General features: G+C 46.6%; 21 protein-coding genes. 10 read left to right on the top strand and 11 right to left on the bottom strand.

Translation table 11 applies throughout. The annotated features are described in order from the left end of the window. Positions 1-139: 139 nt before the first annotated feature. The 6 genes from ACUN27_RS28890 to ACUN27_RS28865 all read right to left on the bottom strand — a co-directional run bounded on the left by ACUN27_RS28890 (position 140) and on the right by ACUN27_RS28865 (position 8648). Positions 140-895, bottom strand: a complete 756-nt coding sequence (locus tag ACUN27_RS28890; protein ID WP_445560011.1) for a class I SAM-dependent methyltransferase — start codon at positions 893-895, stop codon at positions 140-142. 157 nt (positions 896-1052) lie between these two features. Then, the gene (locus tag ACUN27_RS28885; protein ID WP_315954309.1) at positions 1053-1928 is read right to left on the bottom strand and encodes a carbohydrate ABC transporter permease; all 876 of its coding nucleotides are present in this window, start codon (positions 1926-1928) and stop codon (positions 1053-1055) included. 16 nt (positions 1929-1944) lie between these two features. After that, the gene (locus tag ACUN27_RS28880) at positions 1945-2874 is read right to left on the bottom strand and encodes an ABC transporter permease (RefSeq protein WP_157322898.1); all 930 of its coding nucleotides are present in this window, start codon (positions 2872-2874) and stop codon (positions 1945-1947) included. A 70-nt stretch (positions 2875-2944) separates the two neighbouring features. Then, a complete protein-coding gene (locus tag ACUN27_RS28875; RefSeq protein ID WP_127457454.1) occupies positions 2945-4597 on the bottom strand; it encodes an extracellular solute-binding protein in 1653 nt (550 codons plus the stop codon). Between the two features lie 260 nt (positions 4598-4857). Beyond that, positions 4858-7227, bottom strand: a complete 2370-nt coding sequence (locus ACUN27_RS28870) for an AraC family transcriptional regulator (RefSeq protein WP_445560010.1) — start codon at positions 7225-7227, stop codon at positions 4858-4860. Positions 7228-7382: 155 nt separating this feature from the next. After that, the gene (locus ACUN27_RS28865; protein ID WP_445560009.1) at positions 7383-8648 is read right to left on the bottom strand and encodes an MFS transporter; all 1266 of its coding nucleotides are present in this window, start codon (positions 8646-8648) and stop codon (positions 7383-7385) included. 155 nt (positions 8649-8803) lie between these two features. Here ACUN27_RS28865 and ACUN27_RS28860 point away from each other — a divergent pair, with 155 nt between their 5' ends. The 7 genes from ACUN27_RS28860 to ACUN27_RS28830 all read left to right on the top strand — a co-directional run bounded on the left by ACUN27_RS28860 (position 8804) and on the right by ACUN27_RS28830 (position 14047). Next, complete coding sequence (locus tag ACUN27_RS28860; protein WP_127457457.1) at positions 8804-9037, top strand: cold-inducible protein YdjO-related protein; 234 nt, start codon at positions 8804-8806, stop codon at positions 9035-9037. A gap of 120 nt (positions 9038-9157) precedes the next feature. Then, positions 9158-9601, top strand: a complete 444-nt coding sequence (locus ACUN27_RS28855; RefSeq protein ID WP_315954306.1) for a DUF2663 family protein — start codon at positions 9158-9160, stop codon at positions 9599-9601. 980 nt (positions 9602-10581) lie between these two features. Beyond that, the gene (locus ACUN27_RS28850; protein WP_315954305.1) at positions 10582-10911 is read left to right on the top strand and encodes a PadR family transcriptional regulator; all 330 of its coding nucleotides are present in this window, start codon (positions 10582-10584) and stop codon (positions 10909-10911) included. A gap of 13 nt (positions 10912-10924) precedes the next feature. Continuing rightward, entirely contained in the window at positions 10925-11791 is an 867-nt protein-coding gene (locus tag ACUN27_RS28845; RefSeq protein ID WP_445560008.1) for a pentapeptide repeat-containing protein, read from the top strand. A gap of 17 nt (positions 11792-11808) precedes the next feature. Continuing rightward, a complete protein-coding gene (locus ACUN27_RS28840; protein ID WP_315954303.1) occupies positions 11809-12579 on the top strand; it encodes an ABC transporter ATP-binding protein in 771 nt (256 codons plus the stop codon). Continuing rightward, positions 12580-13347, top strand: a complete 768-nt coding sequence (locus ACUN27_RS28835; RefSeq protein WP_315954302.1) for an ABC transporter permease — start codon at positions 12580-12582, stop codon at positions 13345-13347. 79 nt (positions 13348-13426) lie between these two features. Continuing rightward, positions 13427-14047: a carbohydrate-binding family 9-like protein gene (locus ACUN27_RS28830; RefSeq protein WP_315954301.1), complete on the top strand. Its 621-nt coding sequence runs from the start codon at positions 13427-13429 to the stop codon at positions 14045-14047. Between the two features lie 205 nt (positions 14048-14252). Here ACUN27_RS28830 and ACUN27_RS28825 read toward each other — a convergent pair whose 3' ends face one another. After that, complete coding sequence (locus ACUN27_RS28825) at positions 14253-15452, bottom strand: ornithine--oxo-acid transaminase (RefSeq protein WP_326060992.1); 1200 nt, start codon at positions 15450-15452, stop codon at positions 14253-14255. A 441-nt stretch (positions 15453-15893) separates the two neighbouring features. Here ACUN27_RS28825 and aspA point away from each other — a divergent pair, with 441 nt between their 5' ends. Beyond that, positions 15894-17312 (top strand): aspartate ammonia-lyase, encoded by a 1419-nt coding sequence (gene aspA / locus ACUN27_RS28820; RefSeq protein ID WP_379171522.1) that lies wholly within the window; start codon positions 15894-15896, stop codon positions 17310-17312. Between the two features lie 62 nt (positions 17313-17374). On the opposite strand, the gene ACUN27_RS28815 is transcribed toward aspA, so the two are convergent. The 4 genes from ACUN27_RS28815 to ACUN27_RS28800 all read right to left on the bottom strand — a co-directional run bounded on the left by ACUN27_RS28815 (position 17375) and on the right by ACUN27_RS28800 (position 21335). Further along, entirely contained in the window at positions 17375-18064 is a 690-nt protein-coding gene (locus tag ACUN27_RS28815) for a DUF1361 domain-containing protein (RefSeq protein WP_315954298.1), read from the bottom strand. A 121-nt stretch (positions 18065-18185) separates the two neighbouring features. After that, positions 18186-19103: an arginase gene (gene rocF, locus ACUN27_RS28810; RefSeq protein ID WP_315954297.1), complete on the bottom strand. Its 918-nt coding sequence runs from the start codon at positions 19101-19103 to the stop codon at positions 18186-18188. A gap of 157 nt (positions 19104-19260) precedes the next feature. After that, on the bottom strand, positions 19261-20493 hold the full coding sequence (locus ACUN27_RS28805) for an aminopeptidase (protein WP_315954296.1): 1233 nt from the start codon (positions 20491-20493) through the stop codon (positions 19261-19263). 68 nt (positions 20494-20561) lie between these two features. Continuing rightward, positions 20562-21335: a helix-turn-helix domain-containing protein gene (locus ACUN27_RS28800; protein ID WP_315954295.1), complete on the bottom strand. Its 774-nt coding sequence runs from the start codon at positions 21333-21335 to the stop codon at positions 20562-20564. 160 nt (positions 21336-21495) lie between these two features. Between ACUN27_RS28800 and ACUN27_RS28795 the strand changes: the two genes are divergently transcribed. Both ACUN27_RS28795 and ACUN27_RS28790 read left to right on the top strand, forming a co-directional pair. Then, on the top strand, positions 21496-22305 hold the full coding sequence (locus tag ACUN27_RS28795) for a phytanoyl-CoA dioxygenase family protein (protein ID WP_445560007.1): 810 nt from the start codon (positions 21496-21498) through the stop codon (positions 22303-22305). 148 nt (positions 22306-22453) lie between these two features. Then, positions 22454-23386, top strand: a complete 933-nt coding sequence (locus ACUN27_RS28790; RefSeq protein ID WP_315954293.1) for a VanW family protein — start codon at positions 22454-22456, stop codon at positions 23384-23386. Positions 23387-23510 lie beyond the last annotated feature (124 nt).

The raw sequence follows: 23510 nt of genomic DNA, 5'->3' as shown, positions 1-23510 counted from the left end.
CCCTAGATTTTGAACCGTCCGTTAGATAGCTGGAGGAAGTTCGCTGTGATGAATGGTGAATTTAGGCCGATGGTTACATGGTATGATGTGAAATAGAAAACATGATCAGAAAATATAAAGTTTAATTATGATGTCAAATTTATATAGGTTTCTTTTTGGGGCTACGGGCGATTGTTTTGGTTGATTTAACAGGCTTATGGCTATAGAAGTCCATAGCTGGAGGGGGAAACGATGTAGGCGTTTCTGGTACGGCTGCTTCCACAACTACTGTAGGGGCAGGCTGTCTTAATGCTTCGGCCCACTGAGGTTCACGGTATTGCTGATTGCACATCCATAGCCATTCGTCGACAGAGAGTTCTTTTTTTACAACAACGAATTGATACATAATCTCACTGACGACATTCGGCTGGAGCTGGAGCAACAAGTCCAATTCGTCCTGCTCATATAGCGGAGGGCTAAAGGGAGATTCATAGAAAAACTCCATCTTCAGCAGCCGGAAATCAAATGGGACAGAGCTGCCTGTATAGCTGGGGACAATGGGGCTGAGGGGACTGCCTGGGGGCTGATGGAAATGATTGGTGAAATAGCGGGGCGTATATTCATCAAATTTTTGCTTAAGATGGGGATTGGACATATGGCGAAAATGATGGGCGTACGGAGATAAAATACAGACGATCGCTTTGTGGACACAAATTCGGTACAGCTCGGACATGACAGCCAGGAGATCGTTTACATAAGGCAGACTGCGGCTGGCCATGACCATTTCAACGGAATGATCGGGCAGCGGAATACCGTCATTGATATCGCAAACCATGTCCACTTCCGGGCCGCCAACGCGATCGATTCCATAAAAATGCCTATGTTTATGCTCGCCGCATCCCAGATCTACTTTCATGTAGGCCTCTCCTCTCAAATGAGCAATACTGTGACCCTATAGTGTATGGCCAAGTTTCACACAAGAAACTGCTGTTGCCTAAAGCATTCAAAAGTAAACGAAAAAACAAAAACGCCGCACCTAGGAAGTAGGTGAACGGCGTTTTCATGCTGTGATTTTACCCTTTGACAGCGCCAATCATGACGCCTTTGACGAAATACTTCTGTACGAATGGATACAGAATAAGAATGGGCACGGAAGCTACCATGATCGTTGCATATTTGATCGTTTCCCCAATTTGAAATTGATCGGCTGCATTGGCACCGGTTGACATGGAGTCGGTGTTATTCGAAATGAGAATTTCCCTTAACGTGAGCTGAAGCGGATACAGGTCTCGATCCTTCAGGAAGATGGAGGCATAGAACCAACCATTCCATTTCTCAACGGCATAATAGAGAATCATAACAGCAATAACCGGCATGGAGAGCGGGATAATAATGCGGAATAAAATGACGAAGTGATTGGCTCCGTCCATTTTCGCAGATTCCTCAAGGCTTTCAGGTACAGCCATGAAGGCTGTACGCATGATGATCAAATTGAAAGTGTTAACGGCAAAAGGTAGAATCGTAGCCCATAAAGAGTCGATTAAGCCCACGCCTTTGACCACTAAGTAGAGCGGAATGAGACCGCCGCTGAAAAACATCGTAACGACAACGATGAAGATAAACACATTGTTCCACATCACATTTTTACGCGAAAGCACATAAGCCCCTAAGGATGTAACGATGAGGTTCGTTGTGACCCCGAATATGAGGATGAAAAGTGTGTTTTGATAACCTTTGAGAATCGCAGGGTTTTTAAATACGCTTTTGTAAGCTTCAATGCTGAAACCTAAAGGCTTGAACAAAAACCCTTTGTGGGTAATCAACTGCCCTGCATCACTGATGGAAGCGAAGGTGACGTAGAGAAGTGGATACAACGTAATGACAACGAGTAAAAGCAATACAATGTGGTTGACCGTAGTAAATACTTTGTCTGAGTAGCTGGTTTTCACTTCAGTCCCTCCTTCCTCACCATAAGCTGCTTTGACTTACTTTTTTACTGATTTTATTTGCTGCAATGAGTAAAGCCAGATTGATGACGGAATTGAACAAACCGACCGCGGAGCTGTAGCTCCAGCCGAATTCAATTAATCCTTTTCGATAAACGAAGGAGGAAATGACATCAGCCGTATCGTACGTGCTGGGGTTATACAGCAAAATAATTTTCTCGAAACCAACGTTTAGTAGGTTCCCCATGCGCAGAATGAACATGATCGCGATGGTCGGTAGAATACCTGGGAGGGTAATATGCCAGATCTGCTTTATTTTGTTGGCTCCGTCCATTTTCGCAGCTTCATACTGTTCCTGATCAATTCCCATGAGAGCCGCTAAATAAATGATAGACTCCCATCCTATTTTCTGCCAAATTTCCGATAAAATATAGATCGTCCGAAACATCTCAGGCTTCTGCAGCATCGCCGTATCACTGGCGCCAAAGTGCGTCAGAAAGTTATTAATTAACCCGCCATTATTCGTAAAATCTTTGATCATCCCGGCGATCACGATGAGGGAGATGAAATAAGGCATGTACGTAACGGTTTGTACGAAACGCTGAAACCTTTTATTCGCCAATTCATTGATCAGAATCGCCAAAATAATAGGTGCAGGAAATTCAAAACACAGGGAGTAAAGCGAGATAATAACCGTGTTTTTGAGAATTCGCCAGAAATAATAGGAACTGAAGAAATCATTGAAGTGCTGGAAGCCGACCCATGAGCTGCCCAAAATGCCTTTAATCGGGGTGTACTCTTTAAAAGCGATCAGAGCTCCATACATCGGCGCATAATGGAAGACAATGTAGTAGGCCAGCACGGGAACCATCATCAGGTACAAATATTTGTTGAGCAAAAAATCGCGTTTGAAACGTACTTGGAACGTTGCTTGTCCTGCTTTGCGCATGAAATCTCTCCTTTCGCCGCGAAGTTCTAGTAAAGCAGGGAGGGCGATTGCCCTCCCCCTGGCCTGTTATCTATCTTTTATTGAAACGATCCAAGGATGCTTTCTTGATTTCAAGCGCGCGGCTCAGTTTAACAGACTTGAATTTCTCTTGGTATTTGTCAAAGGAATCTACAGGCTCAGTGCCCAAAATGATCTTAAGCGTCATTTCATCAACTAACGTGTTGACGTCAGTCATGATTTTGGCCAACTCTGTACTTTCTTCCGGTGTAGCCGTGACTGGCGGCAGTTTGTGTTTATCTACGTCTGTTTTTTGCCAAGTTGTAACGGCATCACGTTGCGTTTGCAATGCCAAATATTGCTCGATGTAACGTTTATCTTGAACGAATGGACCATTGTAGTTACCGCGTACATACAAGGACAGAGCCTGTGCCGGTGCTAATTTATCCGGATTTTTCATGAGCAGGTCCGTATATTTCGGGTATCCATTTTCCATTTTGTAGGAAACGCCTTCGGTGCCGAAGTTGAAGTAATTATGACCTTCTTCGGAGTAACCATAGTCAAGAAGCTTAGCAGCCGTCTCAATATTTTTGGAAGAAGCTGTGATCGCAACCATGCCGCCTGGCGAGAAGGATGGATCTTTCTGCCCGTACATCGCGATATCACCTTTTTTGAGTACCGGATATGGCGCTGCAACGAGCACGCCTTTCGGATCTTTCGCCGTAATCAGCGGCTGCCATTTACCGATACCGCCGCCTGCATTATTGACGGTAACGCCTGTTGCGCCGGAGGCCATATTCGCATCCAAAGCTTTGCCGTCCGCTGTTGCGAAGTTCTTATCAATCAAACCTTCTTCATACCATTTGTGCATGGTTGCCAAGAAGTCTTTGTAGCCTTTTTCAGCCGGACCAAATTTAATCGTGCCATTGTCAATGTAGAAATCACGTGTCACGCCATAAGCACCCGCGAAAGCACCGTTTCCTAATTCATTGAACGGTCTAGGCACACTGACAACGGAGAAGGCAGCTGTAGCGCCTTTTTTCTCTTTGAAGGCTTTCAATGTTGTATACCAATCGTCAATCGTCTCTGGAATCGGCAGACCTAGTTCATCGAGCCAGTCTTTTCGAATAATTGGACCTTGATAGACACGCAAGTAATCATCGCCGCGAATGAACGGGAAGGAATAGTAGCTGCCGTTATCGGTTTTTACTTGTTTGTCGATCTCAGGATGTTCTTTGAGATATTTCTTCAAGTTAGGTGCAAATTTATCAATCGTATCATTCAATTTCAAAATGTAGCCGTCTTTGATCGCTTTTTCAGGACCGCCAGGGAACGCCCCTTGCCAGTCAAACTCGATCATATCAGGAAGATCGCCTGATGCTAACAAAACGTTCAATGCTTGCGAAGCTTGGTTGGTAGGAGGTGCAAGGAACTTCAATGGAACACCGGTCTTTTTCTGCCATTCTTGGAAGAAAGGAATGTCGGCGTGAGCCGCTTTAACCCCTGTCACGTTGCCAGGCAGTTCGCCCCAATACGTTAGGGTCTTATCTGTTTTGAGCGGGTACGAAGCAGGGGCGGCAGCCGCTGGAGCGGTTGTACCTCCGGCAGTCGCTTTCGGACTAGCGTCTGTACTCGGCGTGTTCGATGAGGAACAAGCGACAGTCAAGCTTCCCATTAACGTTGTTGCAACAAGCACGGTGAACATTTTTTTTCTGTTTTTTTGCATAGATTGACCTCCTAAGAGTAACTAAGTTTTTCGCCAGACCAACTGGCTTCGCAGACGCTGCTTCATTTTGCTTAAATGTATGAGGTGTTCTCTGTCACACCTTTACTATATGATAACGCTTACAAAACAACCATCTGCAAATTGTCCAATTGCTTCTTGAATTGTTGAGGTATGCTCTACAAAATATCCAATCGAGTCTTCAAAATAGCCAAAATAGGCTTATAAAAAGGAGCGGACAGCCCATTGGCTGCCCAAAGCCTCTATTTTTCAATCAGCTCTTTGTATTTTCCCGGCGTAATGCCTTCGACTTTTTTGAAAACACGGATAAAGGCATTGATATCGTTGAACCCCACTCCGTTCGCGGCATCGCCGACCGACTGCTCTTGGCTCTTCAGAAGCTGCTTGGATTTGTCGATCCTGACTTTATTAATGCGATCCAGGAGACCTTCACCCACATAATCTTTGAAAAGCTTCGACAAGTAAGTGGCTTTGCGGTCAAAATGGTTGCCGATCATGGTCACATTCAAATTGGCGTCGGAGTAATTATTTTCAATATAAACAGAAATTTCTTCGACCAGCTCCTGCAAGGCTTTTTGCCGCGTTTGCGAGATGGCTACCTGCCGTTTGGCCGCTGTATAGGTGCAGATTTGCTCCAGCATTTCATTCAAGTACAGATTCATTTCCGGGACGGTAATGCTGCTTAAGAGCCGGTCGACCAGCTTGGGATTGCGGATGAAGAAGCTCTCTTGGATGTCTCCGGTTTCACTTATGCTCTTCATCATGGTAGTAACCAAGCCTAACATTAAACATTTGGTTAAGGAGACGGAAATCCCGCGGATTTCAAAATTTTTGTTCATGATCTCGGCAAGAATGCCCTTCGCTTCTTCCAATTCCCCTGATTTCACGGCATACAGGAACTGTTGTTCAATTTGAGGCGGGTAATAGTAGCCGGAAGCCGGCTCACAGGCACGGTTAGCTTGCAAATCATCATAAGACAGAATTTCATGTCCCCCCATAACCAGCTTGTAGGCCATAGAATCTAGGGCTTCCAAGAAAGCTTGAGGTACATTGGATATTTTCTCATGTATGCTGCTGATCGATATCGTTAGATGAATGTTATAGGTCGTTGAGAGGAAAAGTTGGGTCTCTTTGGCAATGCGCAGCAGTTCCTCCTTGCCGTTCGCACCCTCTTCCGATGTTAAATTGACCAAGCAGGCGAGCGAATCGTCAATCTCCGTTGCATAACCGCGGTGCCGCTTGGATGTCAGCTCTTCCACAACATTCATAATAATGAAATGCAGCAGCTTCCACTTATCCTCATCAGACGTATGGGTAATCCGTTCGAAGAACGGCGCGCTTTGATCAACGACAAACAGCATAACGGCAAAGTCTCTGCGATCCAGCTTCATATCAAAAGTCGTCAAGGCTTCCGCAATCGGCATGTGCCGGTCCAGCTTTCCTTTCAATAACTTTTCGAGGAAATGGGAGCGGACCATGTGCCGCTGCTGTTCCATTTTGCTTTTGAAATCAGCCATCTCAAGCAAGGTGCTGTCGACCGCTTCCTGGATGAAGTGAAACTCATTATAGCGCTGTCCTGAGGCAAGAGTCATTTTTTTGGAAAATGCATGGACAAGGCGCCGAACGGGATTATAATTGCGCCGTAAAAAGAAGAAAGTGAGAATGCCGCCGCCAAGCAGCGAAATCACCATGCTCATATACGTCAAATTGCGGATGTGAGCAGCCTTTTGCCAATAAATCGTGCTCGGCATGATGGACACATATTTGAGTTTGGAAATAGGAGACTGAATGTTAAAAACCTCATATTTCTCATGATCAGAGCCGGAGAAATAGAAGTTTGGCGTGTTTGTTAATTTGTCGTAAGGGAAATCGCTGGGAAGCGCATGGGCTGAATTGGAAGCCAGAATCTGATTCTCATTATTCAATATAAAGACGTGCCCTTTATTGAAAATCTCCATATTCTGAATAGCGCCAAGAATGCGAGACTGATCGACCATGATGACGTTCGTAGCAAGAGGCTGATTGTGTTCCATCGGGTAGGTGCTGATATAGGCCACCGTTTTGCGCAGCATATTATCGTCACCGATCCGGGTCATTGGGATAAAACCTTTGAAGTTGGGACGAGTCATAATTTCTTGCCAAGATGCAAAAGAAAATTCATCGCTCATATGCAGAGTTTGATAGGCAAAAGCGCTAGGTCTGACCGTAGTAGGGAGAATAACGGATTGATCCTTATACAAATAGACATAAAAAGAGTCAATCAGTGGATAGGAGGTTTTGTACATCGATAGATTACGTGCGATTTGAGAAATATCATAGCGATATTCTTTGGGAAAGGCTTCATATTTATTCGAGTAGAGCAGTTCCTGCATGTTCACATTCCATGTGATTTCAAAGTTGAGCTGTTCCATCGCTTTGAATTGGTTATCCATGACTTCGCGAACCTGCTTCAATAGGGAATCATTGGCTTGTTGAATTTCATCCTTCAGCGTTTTGTTGGATTCCACGTACACAAGCAAACCGATGACGACAGGTAAAAGGAGAATAACGATATAGGAGATCATCCACGTTAAGACAATACTTTGTCCATTAAAGATGATTTTATTCTTCATACTAGCAATCCCCTCACAATCAAAATCAAACATAGATAAAGAGTTCATAGTGACTATATGAATGCGCTCTCATTTTATTGTATTTCCTTTCCATCGCTGAAGTCAACGATAGAAAAGAACCAATTTTTTTGCGCAATCTATGAAGTCTCTTCCATCTATTGAGACTCTTCAACCGGTTTGAATCGATTTTTCCCGAAAAAGAAATAAAAGAAATAAGAGATCACCACGTAAACTACTGCTGTAATACAGAAAGCATAAGCGTAGCCGTAATAGGGGCCATGACGGAATACCAGGCCTGTACTGATCGGAGCCGCCAAGAACCAGCCTAGGTTGAAAACCGCTTCCCCAGAAGATGAGGCTAGTCCGCGCAGCGAGCGGTCGACGTAACTCATTTTGACCGAGTTGTAAAAAGGGTTTGCCGCGTTCATTAAGGCCTGCCGGAACAAATAACCGCCGGACGATAAGTAGAAATTAGCGGAGAAAGCCGTCAGGAGGAGAAAGGGGATGGAACAGAGCTGCAAGTACACAACGGATTTGACTTGCCCGAATCTCTTTACAATCATTGGACCAATAAGAAATGCAATTGCTGTAGCTCCTTGTCCTAACGCGACAACAATGCCGATCGCAGACTTGGAAGCTTCAAATCGATCCTCGAAATACACATTCAAGTACGGGACGATCATTCCCCCGCCGATCGCTGACAGCAAGCCGAGTACGCAGAAGATGCCGATAACTTGAAGAGAAGATTTGTGGGAGCGCCACGAATGTTTCCAATTGAGCGGTTCCCTCCGCGGCTGAATTTCCTGCTCGCTTTTTTCGAACAAAGCCACAGGGATGATGCCAAGCGCCGCGAAGACAACGCCAAGTAATAAAGTGAAACGTAAACTTATAATTTCCTCTAACCCGATTATAAATTGAAAAAAGTCACATAGCAGGCCGCCGAGTGCGATACCCACAACATTGGCAATCATCACAAGTGCCATATTAAAACTGAACAAATGCACACGCTGCTGTGGCGTGGAATTGTTAGCCATAAAAGGCAGAATGGTTGCCGAGACGACGGCAAGAGCCATGCCTCCGAAGAAGGAAGAAACGAGCATGCCTGCTTCAACCTCGAATAAAGAGCGAACCGTCAATGTGACAATGGTGAAAACAAGACCGAACGTAATAACGCACTTCGGTCCGAATCGGTCATTCATAATGCCTGCAGGAATAAGAATGATGGCTGCTGCCAGGGAAGTCATGCCAACGATGCTGCCGACAGTCGTTTGCTCATAGCCAAGACTTTTGACATACAGGTTATAAACCAGTCCAAACATACCCAACCCTAAGTTCCAAACAAAGTTGAAGCAAAAGAACAGCAAAATATTTCGGCTGTATCCCTGAAACTGAAACTTCCATTCTTGTAGTAAATTCGTCATGCGAGATTCCTGCCTTCATTGTGTGTCTAATTTGTAGCCGCTTTTCCCATTCTACCATCGGTAAATAATTTTGAACACGGGAAAGACTTGATATTAAATGGGATCTGTATAATAATAAGTAGTCTAATCTACGAAACAGGGAGAACATGCTGAAAATGTCTACATCAACGAGTACCGTTACGGAAGAACAGAAACCAGAAGTCGAACAGATTGAAATTTGGAAATGTAAAGAGGCAGATTGTAAAGCATGGGTTCGCAAAGAATTCGTTACGGAAGCTTTACCAAGCTGCCCACTCTGCAAAAATCCGATGATCCGCAGCTATAAGCACGTGCCTGTAACTGCAAAAAAAGGAAACAAAAAATTCCTGGTAGGGAAAAAACGTTTCTAAAAACGAATATTCAAAGAGCAAAGCATCTTCGACAACGCTCTTAGAGTGATGCTTTCGGTCTTTTTTTCTTGCAAGATTAACGGTGAACAAGCATACGATGATTAGTGAGGGGGAATGCGGATGAAGCAGCCTGATCTAAATCTAAGTAATGATACCTTAGTGTTGATAGAAAAACTGAAAAAGAGAAAGAAAGAATGGGATAGACTGAAGAAGACGCAATGGATATTTCTCATTGTAACTGCCGCGTTGCTGTTATATTTCACAATATCCTTCTATCATAAGGTTTTATTAGTTTCGGGTGGTAATGCTATGGTCATCCTTGATTTGCTTGTTTCGGACAAAAGATTATCGGCTTCCCTTCTGGCTTTGATAAGCTTTTTTATGTTTACTCGGAACCTAGTGAAGCAAAAAGAGAAAGCCAAAACGAAGTACGAGAATATACGAATGGAAACTGTAGATCGGCTTGATGCCGATTGGTTGCGTGACGTTAAGTCGGAAGCGCGCGATCAGATTTCTAATTATCTGGATAAAGAATATGATATAAACATTGCTTATAAAGGTTGATTCGGCTTTGAAAGCGAGCAGTATTCTCGAGAAATTGAGAATGCTGCTTTTTTTTTGTAAAAAGTACTACCATCCATGAAAACCGCTAGCCGTATTGATGTTCATTGGCGGAGTAACTGGAATTTCTACTGTTACACATGGCGCGGAGGGTGAGGTGAGCAAAGTCGAAGGGTTATGTTGCATTTAATACAACGTATTGGTGTGGTCAGACTGCGAATGCGGTCTTTCGTTGCAGATTATACAATCATTTGTTGTGAAGATGAAATGTAAGCGGTTTAAATATATGAATCATTGCACAAAGTGCAATATAGAGGCGATCTGGGGCCTCATACGCCTAAATGGTTGCACAAAGTTGCAATATAGAGGTGATCTGAGGCCCTATACGGCTAAATGGTTGCACAAAATACAACATAAATTGCTGCTGCAGCCGCGATTCGGACTCTCCACCCATGAAATTTGCTGCCATCGCTTGGCGGTTCCTCGTCGGACGGAACTACAGGGTGCTATTTCATCGAAATAGGCTCTTTTTCGCGCGGAAGGGATCTGTGGGCCGCTATTTGTCCGTTTTCTTAAAGAAAACGGGATTAGTCGGTCAAATAAAGACCTGTAGTTCCGCTGAACACGGAAACGGGCCTAATTTGTTAGAATAGCGGCCTCCAGTTCCTCAATGGTGTATCGTTGACCAAATGTCTCAGAACGCTGAATTTTTAGCGATACTGGCTGTTCTCAACGCTCAAAATTCGCTCCTACCGGGCTCTTAACAAGCTAGACTACGGAGGGTATTAACTTCTCCAACGGTTCTTCTTCACGAGTGAGGAGCTACAATGGCGCTATTTCATCGAAATAGGGCCTTTTTCATGAGCTATGCGATTTGTTTGTTATGTCTGCCTGGAAATTATTATAGGCAAAGTATTTAATTTAAAATAGTACCTTGACAGTCATAGTAGTATGCTTTATTATGCAGATATGGAGGTGATGACATGAGCGAGAACAAGATCACATCCGACCTGCTTCGTGGACATACGGATACGATGATTTTACGGCTCTTGTCTGAAGCTGATCGCTACGGTTATGAGGTTGTCAAGCTGATAGCCGAGCGATCAGGGGGCGAATACGAACTTAAGGAAGCTACGATGTACTCCAGTTTCCGGCGGCTCGAGGCTGACTTGGATATCGAGTGGTATTGGGGCGATGAAACGCAAGGCGGACGTCGCAAGTATTTCAGGATTACGGAAAAGGGCAAAGCAACTTACGCCCGCAACTTCAACAATTGGGAATATGCCAAACGCGTGTTAGAAAATTTATTATAAGGAGATTGATACTATGAATCAGCAATTGACGAACTATTTGAATGGTGTTTTCACGCCATATGACGGAGTGAAAAGCGTAAATGAATTAAAGGCGGACCTGCACTCCGATTTGCAGGAGCGGTACAGAGAACTCAAAGCCGCAGGCAAGGACGATGCAACCGCATTAAAGATGACAATTGAGAGTATCGGAGATATCGAGGAAACGATCTTGGAGGTTGCCAACCTTTCTCGTTCGCTGGAACGGCAAGTGCTGATTAACTTCAGCGCAAGCAACTTGGCGAATAGCGACTTTGCAGGGGTTACGGCCCACAAAGGCCAGTTTAAATCCAGCGCGTTACGCGGGTCTGACTTTGCAGGGGCGGACTTGACAGGCAGCTCGTTTAAAAGCAGCGACGTAAGAGAAGCCAATTTTGACCGCGCAAATCTGACGGACTGCAGCCTATCCACACTTGATCTGACAAATGCAAGCTTCCGTAACACCATCCTTGTTCGAACCAATTTCAGCAAGTCGGGGCTCGACGGAGTCAAATTTACAGGATCAAGATTGACCGACGTAACGTTAACAATGACCGATCTTAGAAAAACAGTTTTTGATGGTTGTTCATTTGATGGGGTTGATTTCAAGTACACGGATCTGACTGGCCAATGTTTTGATGGGCAGACGTTTATCGGCGTTAAATTTGACAAAGCAGCTTTAAACGGCGTTTCGTTCAGAAACGCAACACTTAGAAATGTGTCTTTTTTATCGGGATTTACCTTGTCTAAGAAGCATTACAGGGCTATCCAAAGCATCAACTTTGATGGCGCTACGATGGATAAACTGACTTATGCCGCACTTAAAGGGATGGAAGCGAATTTGTCAAAAGTGACAGTCATTTAAATGAAGGAGGGATTCTGATGCAGACCGCGTTTACCAAACCCATTCAAGTAAAAGGATTGACGAAATCCTACAAGGAGCATCAAGTGCTGAAGGGTGTAGATTTCGAGGTGGAAAAGGGCAGCATTTTCGCCCTCCTTGGCTCCAACGGTGCCGGCAAGACAACAGTTGTCAAAATCCTCACTACACTGCTCAAACCAGATAGCGGATCCGCCGCCGTTGGCGGACTAGATGTCGCGTCAAAACCTGATCATGTACGGCAGGTGATCAGTTTGACCGGGCAGTTTGCTGCGGTGGATGAAATTTTGACGGGCCGTGAAAATCTGATCATGATTGCGAAGCTGCGATATCTCAAGAACCCGCGACAAGTTGCGGATGACTTGCTCAGGCGCTTCGGCCTGACAGACGCGGCCGACCGCAGGGTGGCTACTTATTCCGGGGGGATGCGCCGCAGGCTCGATATCGCTTTAAGCCTCGTGGGAAAACCGCAGATCATTTTCCTTGACGAACCCACCACAGGGCTTGATCCCGAAGCGCGCATCGAAGTTTGGAAAATTGTTAAGGAGCTTGCGGGTGGCGGCACTACGGTACTCCTTACGACACAGTATTTGGAGGAGGCTGAGCAGCTGGCTGACCGAATTGCTATTCTGCATGAGGGTAAGATTATTGCCAGTGGCACACTCTCGGATCTGAAAAAGCTGTTCCCATCCGCAAAGGTGGAATATGTGGAGAAGCAGCCGACACTTGAGGAGATTTTCCTGGCTATCGTCGGCAAAAAGGAGGGGAAATAAATGGAGACGGTAAAAAATCATTTCTTCAGCGATATCAGCGTCATGCTGGGACGGTCCATGCGCCATATTTTCCGCAGCATGGATACCATCATCACGGTGACCATTATGCCCATCGCGATGATGCTGCTGTTCGTCTATGTGTTAGGCGGTGCCATTCAAACCGGAACGGATAACTATGTGAATTACCTTTTGCCCGGCATATTATTAATTGCCATTGCCAGCGGTGTGTCCTACACGGCTTACCGATTATTTATCGATGTGCAGCGGGGCATATTCGAGCGGTTTCACACCATGCCGATTGCCCGTTCCACCTTACTGTGGGGGCATGTCATAACTTCGCTGGTATCCAACGCAATCTCCGTTGTCGTTATTCTTCTGGTCTCGTTGCTTATGGGCTTTCGTTCTTCCGCCGGCTTGCTGCCATGGCTTGCCGTTGCCGGGATCCTTGCACTGTTTACGTTGGCCTTAACCTGGGTCGCAGCGATAGCTGGACTGTCCGCAAAAAGCGTTGATGGCGCCAGCGCCTTCTCCTATCCGATTATCTTCCTACCATTTATCAGCTCGGCCTTTGTGCCAACCGAGTCGATGCCGACCATCGTTCGCATCTTCGCAGAGAATCAACCGGTGACCTCGATTGTAGAAGCTATCCGCGCCTTGTTGTCAGGCCAGCCTTTGAATAACGATATATGGATTGCACTTGCGTGGTGCGCCGGAATTATGCTAGTGGCTTATATCTTTGCCATGAGGGTTTATAAAAAGAGAATATGAACAGTTGACCGCCGCTAGGCGGTTTTATTGTGTTATATTGGTTACAAAGATTAATTGCAAAGTGAGGAAACGAGCCGGAATGAGATACGAATGCCAATACATAGCTGATGAAAAAATACGTATTCCTTGGGATGAAATTACCCCGGAGAGGCTGTACGAAGTTGTAACCGGAGCCAATCCTCGTTTGGAAACGCAGTTCCGCGCATGCTGGACTGAAGATGCCTTGCATGTCCGGTTTGAGTGTGAAGACGATCATGTCGTGGCGACGATGGAGCGGCGTGATGATCCGATTTATGAGGAGGACGTTGTGGAGGTGTTCCTTGACCCCACAGGTACGGGCAAAGTCTACTACGAATTCGAACTCAGCCCGCGGGGCGTTGAATTCGATGCTCTGATTCACAACAGCCTTGATGGGAATAAAAAAGTGGATGTGGCTTGGGACGCTAAGGGTTTGCGCACGTCTGTCTCCGATGGGGCAGAGGGGTGGAAGCATTATGAACTGGAAATTCCATTTGCCGATCTAAGGGAAGGGCTGGAGCAAGAGCAAGTTCCGCAGCATGGTGCCGAGTGGGGCTGGAATCTGTACCGGATCGATGACGATACGGAAGGCAAGCGGCATTACTGGGCCTGGTCTCCGACCGGTGCAGTCAATTTTCATATTCCTCAGCGTTTCGGGACGCTTGTGTTTGTGAAAGAATAAAAAAAGCTCCGCCTTCCTCTTACGGAAAGCGGAGCTTTTTATTTAGCGGAACTACGGTCACCTATTTCACCCGTTAGAGCTGGAAATTGGATAATTTGGCGGGAATAAGGTCTTACAGTTCCGTTTCACCCAGAGAATTGGGCGAATTCGCTCAAATAACGGCCTGTAGTTCCCACCGTAATTGATTTGCTCAACGATAATCAGCTTAAGCGCCAGTCAGCACATCATGCACATGCTGCCAAGCCCAATCCAGCTCCTCCCGCGTAATGGTTAGCGGAGGAGCAAAGCGAATGATGTGCTCGTGTGTCTCCTTGCACAAAAGTCCCTTCTCCTTCAGCTGTTCGCAGAAGGGGCGGGCCGGGACCTTAAGGTCAATACCAATGAACAGCCCGCGTCCGCGAATCTCCGCGATCAGCGGCGACTGAATTTCCTGAAGCCGCTTCAGGAAATAAGCCCCAAGCTCATCCGAGCGCTCTGCGAGCCGCTCGTCTTCAATCACTTCCAGCGCCGCAATAGCGACGGCGCAGCCGAGCGGGTTCCCACCGAAGGTGGAGCCGTGGGACCCGGGCTCGAACACCTCAAGGACCTCTCGATCTCCGGCTACGGCCGAGATCGGAAAAACACCGCCGCCGAGGGCTTTGCCCATAATGTACAGGTTCGGCGTGACGCCTTCCCAGTCCGTAGCGAAGCGGCGGCCCGTACGGCCGAATCCGGTCTGGATTTCGTCCGCAACGAAAAGCACACGATTCGCTTGGCATAGCTCATAGCATTCCCGCAGGTAACCGTCCTGCGGGATCACGATGCCGGCTTCGCCCTGAATCGGCTCGAACAAAAACCCGGCTGTATGCGGTCCGATGGCCGCCCGAAGCGCCTCCACATCCCCGTATGGGATGATGCGGAAGCCGGGCGTGAAAGGTCCGAAGCCGCGCTTGTATTCCGGCGATGACGAGAAGGAAGTGACCGTCACCGTGCGCCCATGGAAATTCCCTTCACAGACGATAATTTCCGCTTGATCTTCCGGAATCCCTTTGACGTCGTAGCCCCATCGGCGGATCGCTTTGACCGCCGTTTCGACCGCTTCGGCACCGGTGTTCATCGGCAAAATCATCGGTTTATTGGTGTAATTCGCTAATTTTTCATAGAAAGCTCCCAGTGTCTCGCTATGAAAAGCTCTTGAAGTCAAAGTAACCTTCTCAGCTTGTTCATGGAGCGCTTTCAAGATATGGGGGTGACGATGCCCTTGATTCAAGGCCGAGTAAGCGCTAAGCATATCCATAAAGCGGTTGCCGGCTGGATCCTCAACCCAAACGCCTTCCGCTTTGGAAATGACGATAGGCAGCGGGTGGTAATTATGGGCTCCGTACTTTTCTGTTTGATCAATAATCAAAGAACTTTTTGTGTCCATGAGTATTCCTCCTTGGAGTGCAACCTGGCCAAACGTGTTTTGATACTTGTATTGTCGCACAATGCGAGCTTGTAATCTATTGTATTCTTCTGGTTATAAGGTTGCTCATGTGCATGCATGTGTCAATGGATCAATATTCGGGCAGCGTATTTTAATGGAATGTCCTTGCATCGGCCGCCTGTGAGCATATATTAGTAGAGAAAGGTAATATTATTTGAAGAATACTAAAACATTTCGATTTATGAAAATGCTTTCATTTTTGCATAAATTTATTACAAGGCATGTCAGATATTGCAGGAATATGGGCAGGAAGGCGCGAATAGTTCTGATAACTACTGTACATTACGGTGGTCAATTAAAATTCGTCCCCTGAAGAATGCAGTTAGAACACCTACTTCGCGAGCGAGCAGTTACTTTAATGAAAAAGGAACGGTGTGTACGATGAGTATTCGCATTGAAAAAGATTTTTTAGGTGAAAAGCAAGTTCCAGCCGAGGCCTACTACGGCATTCAAACGATGCGTGCCCTTGAAAATTTTCCAATTACAGGCGTTAAAATTCATGCAGAACTTATAACGGCGTTAGCAGAAGTAAAACGAGCGGCAGCTCTGGCGAATATGGAAACTCATATGCTGCCTAAGAAGATTGCTGAGCACTTGGTAAAAGCAGCTGAAGAAGTCAGAGAGGGCAAACTTCTGGATCAGTTCATTGTAGACTCCATCCAAGGGGGAGCAGGAACTTCAATCAATATGAATATGAATGAAGTACTGGCGAATCGGACGCTGGAGCTGATGGGTGAGGAGAAAGGCAGTTACTTTCACTGTAATCCAAACAATCATGTGAATATGTCGCAGTCGACGAATGACGTCATTCCTACTGCGATCAAAATTGCCGCCTACCGCTTATCCCAGCAATTAATCGAGACGATGATCTCGCTGCAAAGCGCTTTTGCCAAAAAAGAAAAAGAATTTGATGATGTGATAAAAATGGGGAGAACGCATCTTCAGGATGCTGTTCCGATTCGTCTTGGACAAGAATTCGGCGCCTACGCACGTGTCTTGCAGCGTGATATCAATCGGATTCGCCAAGCTTCAACGGGTCTTTTGACAGTGAATATGGGGGCAACTGCCGTAGGGACGGGGCTGAATGCGAAGACGGAGTATGTCAATCGCGTGATGTTTCATTTGAAAGATGAGTGCGGAATCCCGGTTGAGAATGCCGAGCATTTGGTTGACGGCACGCAAAACATGGATGCTTACACAGAACTCTCCGCCTCTTTGAAGGTTTGTGCCGTGAATCTGTCCAAAATATGCAACGATATTCGTCTGATGGCTTCAGGTCCTCGTGCAGGTCTAGGGGAGCTGAAATTGCCGCCAAGACAACCAGGGTCCTCGATCATGCCGGGCAAAGTGAACCCTGTTATGCCGGAGGTTGTGAACCAAGTTGCCTTCCAAGTTATCGGGAACGATCATACGATCTGCTTGGCGTGTGAAGCAGGCCAATTCGAGCTGAACGTCATGGGTCCTGTCCTTGCGTTTAACTTGCTGCAATCGCTCAAAATCTTGCGCAACGCGGCGGATGTCTTCGAGCGCTTCGCCATCGAAGGTCTGGAAGCGGACCGCGACCGGTGCCGCACCTATGTCGAGCAAAGCTTCGGCATCGTAACTGCTCTGAATCCTCATCTTGGCTACGAGGTAGCCGCGCAGCTGGTTAAAGAGGCCGTGCGCACAGGCATGACGCTGAAAGAGCTGATTCTGGAGCGCGGATTGCTGACTACGGAGGAGATTGAAGAAATCCTCAATCCGATTCAGATGACGACGCCAGGCATTGCGGGCGAAAGATTGCTGCATCCTGCCGACTAAGTCAGGCTAGAACGAAGAAAATGCCCTCAACTCATCGGAAAGATGGGCTGAGGGCATTTTCTTTATCTTTTAGATACAGCAACCTTGGAGCTACCTATGCCATTGATAAGCAAATAGAAAGTTGTGTACATGGCAAGGATGACAAAGCCGACTAGCACGCAGAAAATAATAGCTTCTTTGTGTATACTCTTTTGCAGGGTGTCCACGATATCCAGACTCAACAGAGCATCCCAGCTGTTCAATCGATATTCTCTGCCCAAAAGAATGCCATACCCGCTGAGCAGCGAGGTTACGATCATGAGGAACCATGAGAGGATGCGGCCCCAATATTTCATCAAAATGAGATGGATCATATACATGGAGCTGCAGCCAAGCAATAAACCATTCCACGCATATAAAAAAATGGTGAAAAAATCATTCCAAAAGCTCATGTTCCAGGCTTTTTTGGTTATGTATAAGTCCTTCAAAAGCGTTAAATGGATGAAATCGGTTATGATATACGGGGCATTCGGGAGGAACAAAAGCCAGGCTAGTCCAAAGATGAAGGTGAATAAATGGACGACAACCGAAGGTCGGCGCGAATGTAACAAATAAGCCAACCAGGCGAACAAATTGGGGATCCAGGCAAGGAATAGATTCCAATTCAGGAATTCAAAATAGGTTTGGTTTTTGAAGAACAGATAGATCCCAATCGTGGATAAGGAAAGCAGGGCGAGTAAAAGCTGCAAAACCCAGTGATTTATCGTTTTCATGCAATCTCCAATCCTGTGTCCGTCTTGTAAGTCATCAATATTTTACCAATTAAACCTGCTTGCAACAAGCACAAAAACCCGTATCCCTTGTGAGGGATACGAGTTTCGGATAGGGTTTCGGCTATAGAATTTGTTTCCCCAGCAATGAACTAATGAGGCCGACCGCCAGGTGCGAAGTTTTGTTGTTATCGTCGAGTAGCGGATTAACTTCAACGAATTCTGCGGATGTGACGATGCCTGCTTCATGCAGCATCTCGACGGCGAGATGGGCTTCGCGGAATTGGAGTCCGCCTTTGACCGCTGTGCCGGTTCCTGGCGCTTCAAGAGGATCTAAGGAATCAACATCAAAACTGACATGAACGCCATCTGTTTTACCGCTTATATAAGTGATGGCATCCTGCATCACAGCCGCCATCCCTTTGCGATCGATATCATGCATGGTATAGCATTTGATGCCGAGTGAACGGATCAGCTTTTTCTCGCCTTCATCGAGGGAACGGGAACCGATAAGGACGATATTTTCCGGCTTCACCTTGGCTTGATCCCCTTGAATGCCGGTTAACAGAGGGTGCCCCATCCCAAGGCTAATCGCGAGCGACATGCCGTGAATATTGCCGGACGGGCTCGTGTGCGCCGTATTTAAATCCGAATGCGCATCAATCCATATGACACCTAAATTCGTATAATGCCCGGATAAACCAGCCAATGTCCCAATGGCGATGCTATGATCGCCGCCTATTACGAGGGGAAACTGACCTTGTTCGGCTGCTTTGGAAACTTGCTCAGCCAAGCGAGTATTTATGTCTATAACTTCAGCTAAATATTTTAAATTTTTTTTATCCACCTCAGGCGGAAGCGGAGCTGCTGTATCGTTCGGGAGGCGTATGTCCGCCACATGTTGAATCGTCATATTCATTTGCTGCAAGCCCCGCAACAAGCCTGCCTGGAAAATAGCTTTAGGTCCTTTACTAGCCCCGCGTCGGCCTGCTCCAAGATCAAATGGCACGCTAATCGCAGCAATCGTCGGTTTGGTACTCATACGATCAACTCCTCTTGTTTGGATGGGGTGCAAGAAATTCCGTCTACCTTCTGACTAACATTCCCAATTTGGTAAAAACCAATGCTCCTATACTATATGAAAAAAGAACCTTCCGTTCCACACCTATTGTGGGTTTAGAAGGTCTCTTTTGTCTAAGTTAAAATGCCCAGTTGCCCTTGCGGAAAATAGGTTCCATGCGGCCATCTGCATGCTCGCCGTCAATATCCATGTCGGCCGAACCGACCATGAAATCAACATGGATCAGGCTGTCGTTAAGCCCTGCTGCCAACTGCTCATCCTTGGACATGGCAGGCCCGCCCTCCACACAGGTAGGAAAAGCTCTTCCCAAAGCCAAATGATTTGAAGCATTTTCATCAAAAAGTGTATTGAAAAAAATCAGATTCGAATTGGAAATCGGTGAATCATGAGGCACAAGCGCGATTTCGCCTAAATAATGGGCGCCTTCATCCATTTCAATCATCGCTTTCAAGGATTCAAACCCTACCTCGGCTTTGTAATCGACGACACGTCCGTTATCGAAGGTAATTGTAAAGTTGTCGATCAAATTTCCTTGATAACTTAACGGCTTCGAACTGCGCACTGTTCCTTGTGTCCCTAGGCGATTCGGTGAAATAAACACCTCTTCCGTCGGGATATTCGGGTTGAATTCAAAACCTCCCGTTCCGTTCGTAGCCGATCCACCGCGCCAAATGTGGTTTTTCGGCAGTTCGACCGTCAGCTCTGTGCCCGGGGCACGGTAATGAATTTTATGGAACTGCTTCTCGTTGAGCTGTTCTCTTTTGCTGCGCAGCGTGGCGTTATGCTCGTGCCAAGTCTGAACAGGATTGTCTTGATCGACGCGCGTCGCTTTGAAGATCGCCTCCCACAGGGCAGCCATGGCCGCTTCTTCATCCAAGTTTGGGAACACCTTGGAAGCCCAGGCTGGAGTAGGGGCTGCGGCAATTGACCAAGTCATGAAATAGGAGGACATGCTTTCTCTCCATTTTACCAACATAGGTCCAGCCGCTTTGGAATTTGCGGAAATGCGTGCGGGATCGACGTCCTTCAGCAGCTCAGGATCTACAGCATCAATCAATAGATAAGCGCCGTTATTGTCCGCTAAATCGTTAAGTGCTTGAGCGCGCCAAGCAGGGTACTCGTGAAAAGCTTCCTCTGGTGCGTGCATATATTTAATTTGTGTGCTGATTTCATCTTGCCATTCAATATGTACGTGTTTGGCTCCTGCTTCATAAGCTTTCCGGGATATGAGGCGCACAAGAGCCGGATGGAGAATGGGAGCATTAATCCACAGCGTTTGGCCGGATTGGATATTCACACCCACGCGGACGATCAGTTCCGCATATTTATCAAGATTACGTTCAAAGGTCATAGAAATCCTCCTTTTTTCTATAGCTTGCTAGCAGTTTATCGTGGAGTTCATAAACTGTCAAATAATTTTTACCGTCGTTCTTTCATAAAGGTACTGGGGTTCGTGCCATGCCATTTGCGGAATTGATTGGTGAAGTGATTATAGTTTTGAAAGCCGACGTCATAGCAAACGTCTGAAGCGCTTCGCTGCGTATGTTCAAGCAGGAGTGCTGCTTGCTGAATCCGCATGCGGTTCAGGGAATCAATGATGGAGTACCCTGTGCTGGCTTTGAAAAGATGAGCGAGCCGCGATGGGGAGAGTCCGACACGCTGAGCTAGTTCTTCGATGCGGACAGGCTCGCGCATCTGCTGGGACAAGAGATGGAGGACCTCTTCAATGCGAGGGTCCATTTTACGGCTTGTTTTCTGCGCCATGATCAGCAGGATTTCCCGCAAGGAGGAAAGGATCAGCTCAAACCAGTATTCCCCGCGTTCTCTGGAATCCTGCAGAATACGGGCGAAAGCTTGGTAGATGCGTTCCCGGAGCGACTCGCTTTCAATCGTGAGGAAAAGCTGCTCTTCCTTGGGCAGCAGATTCGTCTCTGCGAGGATGGATGGAAAATGGGCCCAAACAAACTCCCAATGATGATTTTTCCTCGTACCGTAATGCTGCGGAGTTCCTGGAGCAAGCAGCGTGAGATCCCCTGCCCGGCAGCGTCTTTCATTCCCGCCAAGTTTGAAGTAACCTTCGCCGCCTAGCGTGAAGCAGAGAAGCCAATCGTTACGTCCTTCAGGGCGAATGGTGAAGTAGGAATCCGATTCATTGAAATGCCCTGCCAAGAATGTGTTTGCTTCCATATTCATAAAGATCGTTCCCTCCTGAGCGCTGCCTGCTAATAAACTGAGTATAACAGAAAATAGCAGGATTATAGGATTTATTAGCAGCATTCTTACTTCTGTGAGAGCGCATTATTCGATATGCTGAGAACATGAAGAATAACAGATAACTTGGAGGGAAGACAAGATGGCGAACACATTGCTTAAGCTGACGAAAGAGCAAAAACAGCATTTTGAACGGGAAGGGTATTTGATCGTAAAAGGCTTATTTTCAGCGGAACACTTGGCGGAAATTGATGCTAAATTTGAAGAGATTTCGTTGCAGGCGATTCCGGGGCATTTCGAACCTGACTTGCAAGGAGATGGATCGGACCCTCTGAAGCGTTATCCGCGGGTCATGCATCCGCACCGTTTTAACGAGACGGCTAGGAAGTATATGCTGCATCAGCCGGTGATGGAGGTGTTAGCTGATTTGTATGAGGAGGAAGCGCTGGCTGCCCAGAGCATGTTCTATTACAAACCGCCAGGCTCTCGCGGCCAAGCGCTGCACCAGGATAACTTCTATTTACAGGTTGAGCCCGGCAACTGTATAGCCGCATGGACAGCGATAGATGCAGCAGATGAGGAAAACGGCGGTCTGCTCGTCGTTCCCAAGACGAATACGCTGGATCTTTCTTGCCCCGATCTGGCAGATGCCAAAGAATCGTTTACCACGCATTATGTTAAGCCGCCAAAAGACGAAAAGGCGATACCGGTCGTCATGGAAAGAGGCGACGTGCTGTTTTTTAACGGAAATCTCATCCACGGCTCGTACCGCAACAAAACGAAGGATCGCTTCCGCAGGGCGTTCATCTGTCATTATGCCAATGAATCCGCTACGCACATTAGTCACTATTATTGCCCTTTGTACCGCCAAAACGGTGAAACCGTCGATCTGGAAAATAACCCAAGCGGCGGACCATGCGGGAATGAATTCGAAGCCGCCTATCCGCATTAAGGCTATGCAATAAGCTTACAAGCAAAGGACTGTTCCTTAGGCCAATCATGGGTCGGAGGCGGTCCTTTTTTACATTCAGGTTAGGAATTGAGTTATTTGGTATGGAAAATTTTCAATTGTTTACAATAGGGGAGGGGTGATTGATTAGATGATGCAGGGATGGATTGCAGGTCTCATGCTTTTTATGCAAATGAATGAAATGGCGGATCAGACAACCAAGGATGGAAGTTCTCAAATTCAAGCGAATGTCCAGCGTGAGGCTTACCGACTTGATTATGTTGACGTGCCGTTGGTTAATAATGAGCGATTAGACCGTCTCATGACCGAAATGGAGAAGAAAGCGTACCGGAAACCCGTGAATGCGACAATTAGTGATGCAGGAGGGATAGTGAAGGAAATTCCAGGAGCACAGTTGAATCGGCGTGCTTTTGTGGAACAATTTTACAAGCAGTTTTACAGTGAGGGACCTATGAAATTTGATGTTCCTACGCTGCCTATATATCCGAAAGTAGATAGTGAACTGCTGGCTAGCATCCGCGTACATCCAATCGGCTATTATGTGACGTATTTTAATTCAAATAATAAGCACCGCTTTACGAATATTAAGCTCGCTACTCAGGCGATTAACAACTACGTGGTTCTCCCGAATGAAACGTTCTCTTTTAACCGGGTGGTTGGCGTTCGTACGCGTGGAAGAGGCTATATGCCGGCGAAAGTTATTGTGAGGGGAGAATTTTCAGAAGGGATTGGCGGTGGAATTTGTCAAACCTCCTCGACCCTTTTTAATGCGGTGGACCGGGCTGGTCTTACGATTGTCGAAAGATACTCGCACAGCAGATCTGTGCCCTACGTACCTTCAGGGAGAGACGCGACGGTGAACTGGGGAGGACCGGATTTTAGCTTCAAAAACAACTATAATCAGCCGATCCTGATCAGAGCGCAGGCTTTGCCCGGCCGTGTCTATGTCAGCATTTACTCTTCGGAGTTGGTTAACCATAAACCGCGGCACGTTCCAGGCGCTTCCAAGACGATACCGGAAGAAATAACGGCGGGTGCAAATGCCGAGAATTCAAATCCATAAACTTTGAGAGGTCAATATATGCATATTTCGCAAAATTAAAGCAAAAAATCACAAGACTTCGCATCCACCTTCGGCTAAAATTAAGGGCAGATCAATCAGGTCGAGAAAGGTGGAAATTTGCTTT

The organism is Paenibacillus sp. WC2504 (assembly GCF_052682475.1).
This window is presented reverse-complemented; position numbering and strand designations above follow the sequence as displayed.

Excerpts from the sequence above, each read along its gene's own strand:
- ACUN27_RS28835 (WP_315954302.1), top strand. The coding sequence starts at position 12,580 with ATGGAGACGGTAAAAAATCATTTCTTCAGCGATATCAGCGTCATGCTG.
- ACUN27_RS28805 (WP_315954296.1), bottom strand. The coding sequence starts at position 20,493 with ATGACCTTTGAACGTAATCTTGATAAATATGCGGAACTGATCGTCCGC.
- ACUN27_RS28790 (WP_315954293.1), top strand. The coding sequence starts at position 22,454 with ATGATGCAGGGATGGATTGCAGGTCTCATGCTTTTTATGCAAATGAAT.
- ACUN27_RS28800 (WP_315954295.1), bottom strand. The coding sequence starts at position 21,335 with ATGAATATGGAAGCAAACACATTCTTGGCAGGGCATTTCAATGAATCG.
- rocF (WP_315954297.1), bottom strand. The coding sequence starts at position 19,103 with ATGAGTACCAAACCGACGATTGCTGCGATTAGCGTGCCATTTGATCTT.
- ACUN27_RS28870 (WP_445560010.1), bottom strand. The coding sequence starts at position 7,227 with ATGAAGAATAAAATCATCTTTAATGGACAAAGTATTGTCTTAACGTGG.
- ACUN27_RS28845 (WP_445560008.1), top strand. The coding sequence starts at position 10,925 with ATGAATCAGCAATTGACGAACTATTTGAATGGTGTTTTCACGCCATAT.
- ACUN27_RS28860 (WP_127457457.1), top strand. The coding sequence starts at position 8,804 with ATGTCTACATCAACGAGTACCGTTACGGAAGAACAGAAACCAGAAGTC.
- ACUN27_RS28875 (WP_127457454.1), bottom strand. The coding sequence starts at position 4,597 with ATGCAAAAAAACAGAAAAAAAATGTTCACCGTGCTTGTTGCAACAACG.
- ACUN27_RS28855 (WP_315954306.1), top strand. The coding sequence starts at position 9,158 with ATGAAGCAGCCTGATCTAAATCTAAGTAATGATACCTTAGTGTTGATA.
- ACUN27_RS28830 (WP_315954301.1), top strand. The coding sequence starts at position 13,427 with ATGAGATACGAATGCCAATACATAGCTGATGAAAAAATACGTATTCCT.
- ACUN27_RS28880 (WP_157322898.1), bottom strand. The coding sequence starts at position 2,874 with ATGCGCAAAGCAGGACAAGCAACGTTCCAAGTACGTTTCAAACGCGAT.
- ACUN27_RS28815 (WP_315954298.1), bottom strand. The coding sequence starts at position 18,064 with ATGAAAACGATAAATCACTGGGTTTTGCAGCTTTTACTCGCCCTGCTT.
- ACUN27_RS28825 (WP_326060992.1), bottom strand. The coding sequence starts at position 15,452 with ATGGACACAAAAAGTTCTTTGATTATTGATCAAACAGAAAAGTACGGA.
- ACUN27_RS28850 (WP_315954305.1), top strand. The coding sequence starts at position 10,582 with ATGAGCGAGAACAAGATCACATCCGACCTGCTTCGTGGACATACGGAT.
- ACUN27_RS28840 (WP_315954303.1), top strand. The coding sequence starts at position 11,809 with ATGCAGACCGCGTTTACCAAACCCATTCAAGTAAAAGGATTGACGAAA.
- ACUN27_RS28795 (WP_445560007.1), top strand. The coding sequence starts at position 21,496 with ATGGCGAACACATTGCTTAAGCTGACGAAAGAGCAAAAACAGCATTTT.
- ACUN27_RS28890 (WP_445560011.1), bottom strand. The coding sequence starts at position 895 with ATGAAAGTAGATCTGGGATGCGGCGAGCATAAACATAGGCATTTTTAT.
- ACUN27_RS28865 (WP_445560009.1), bottom strand. The coding sequence starts at position 8,648 with ATGACGAATTTACTACAAGAATGGAAGTTTCAGTTTCAGGGATACAGC.
- aspA (WP_379171522.1), top strand. The coding sequence starts at position 15,894 with ATGAGTATTCGCATTGAAAAAGATTTTTTAGGTGAAAAGCAAGTTCCA.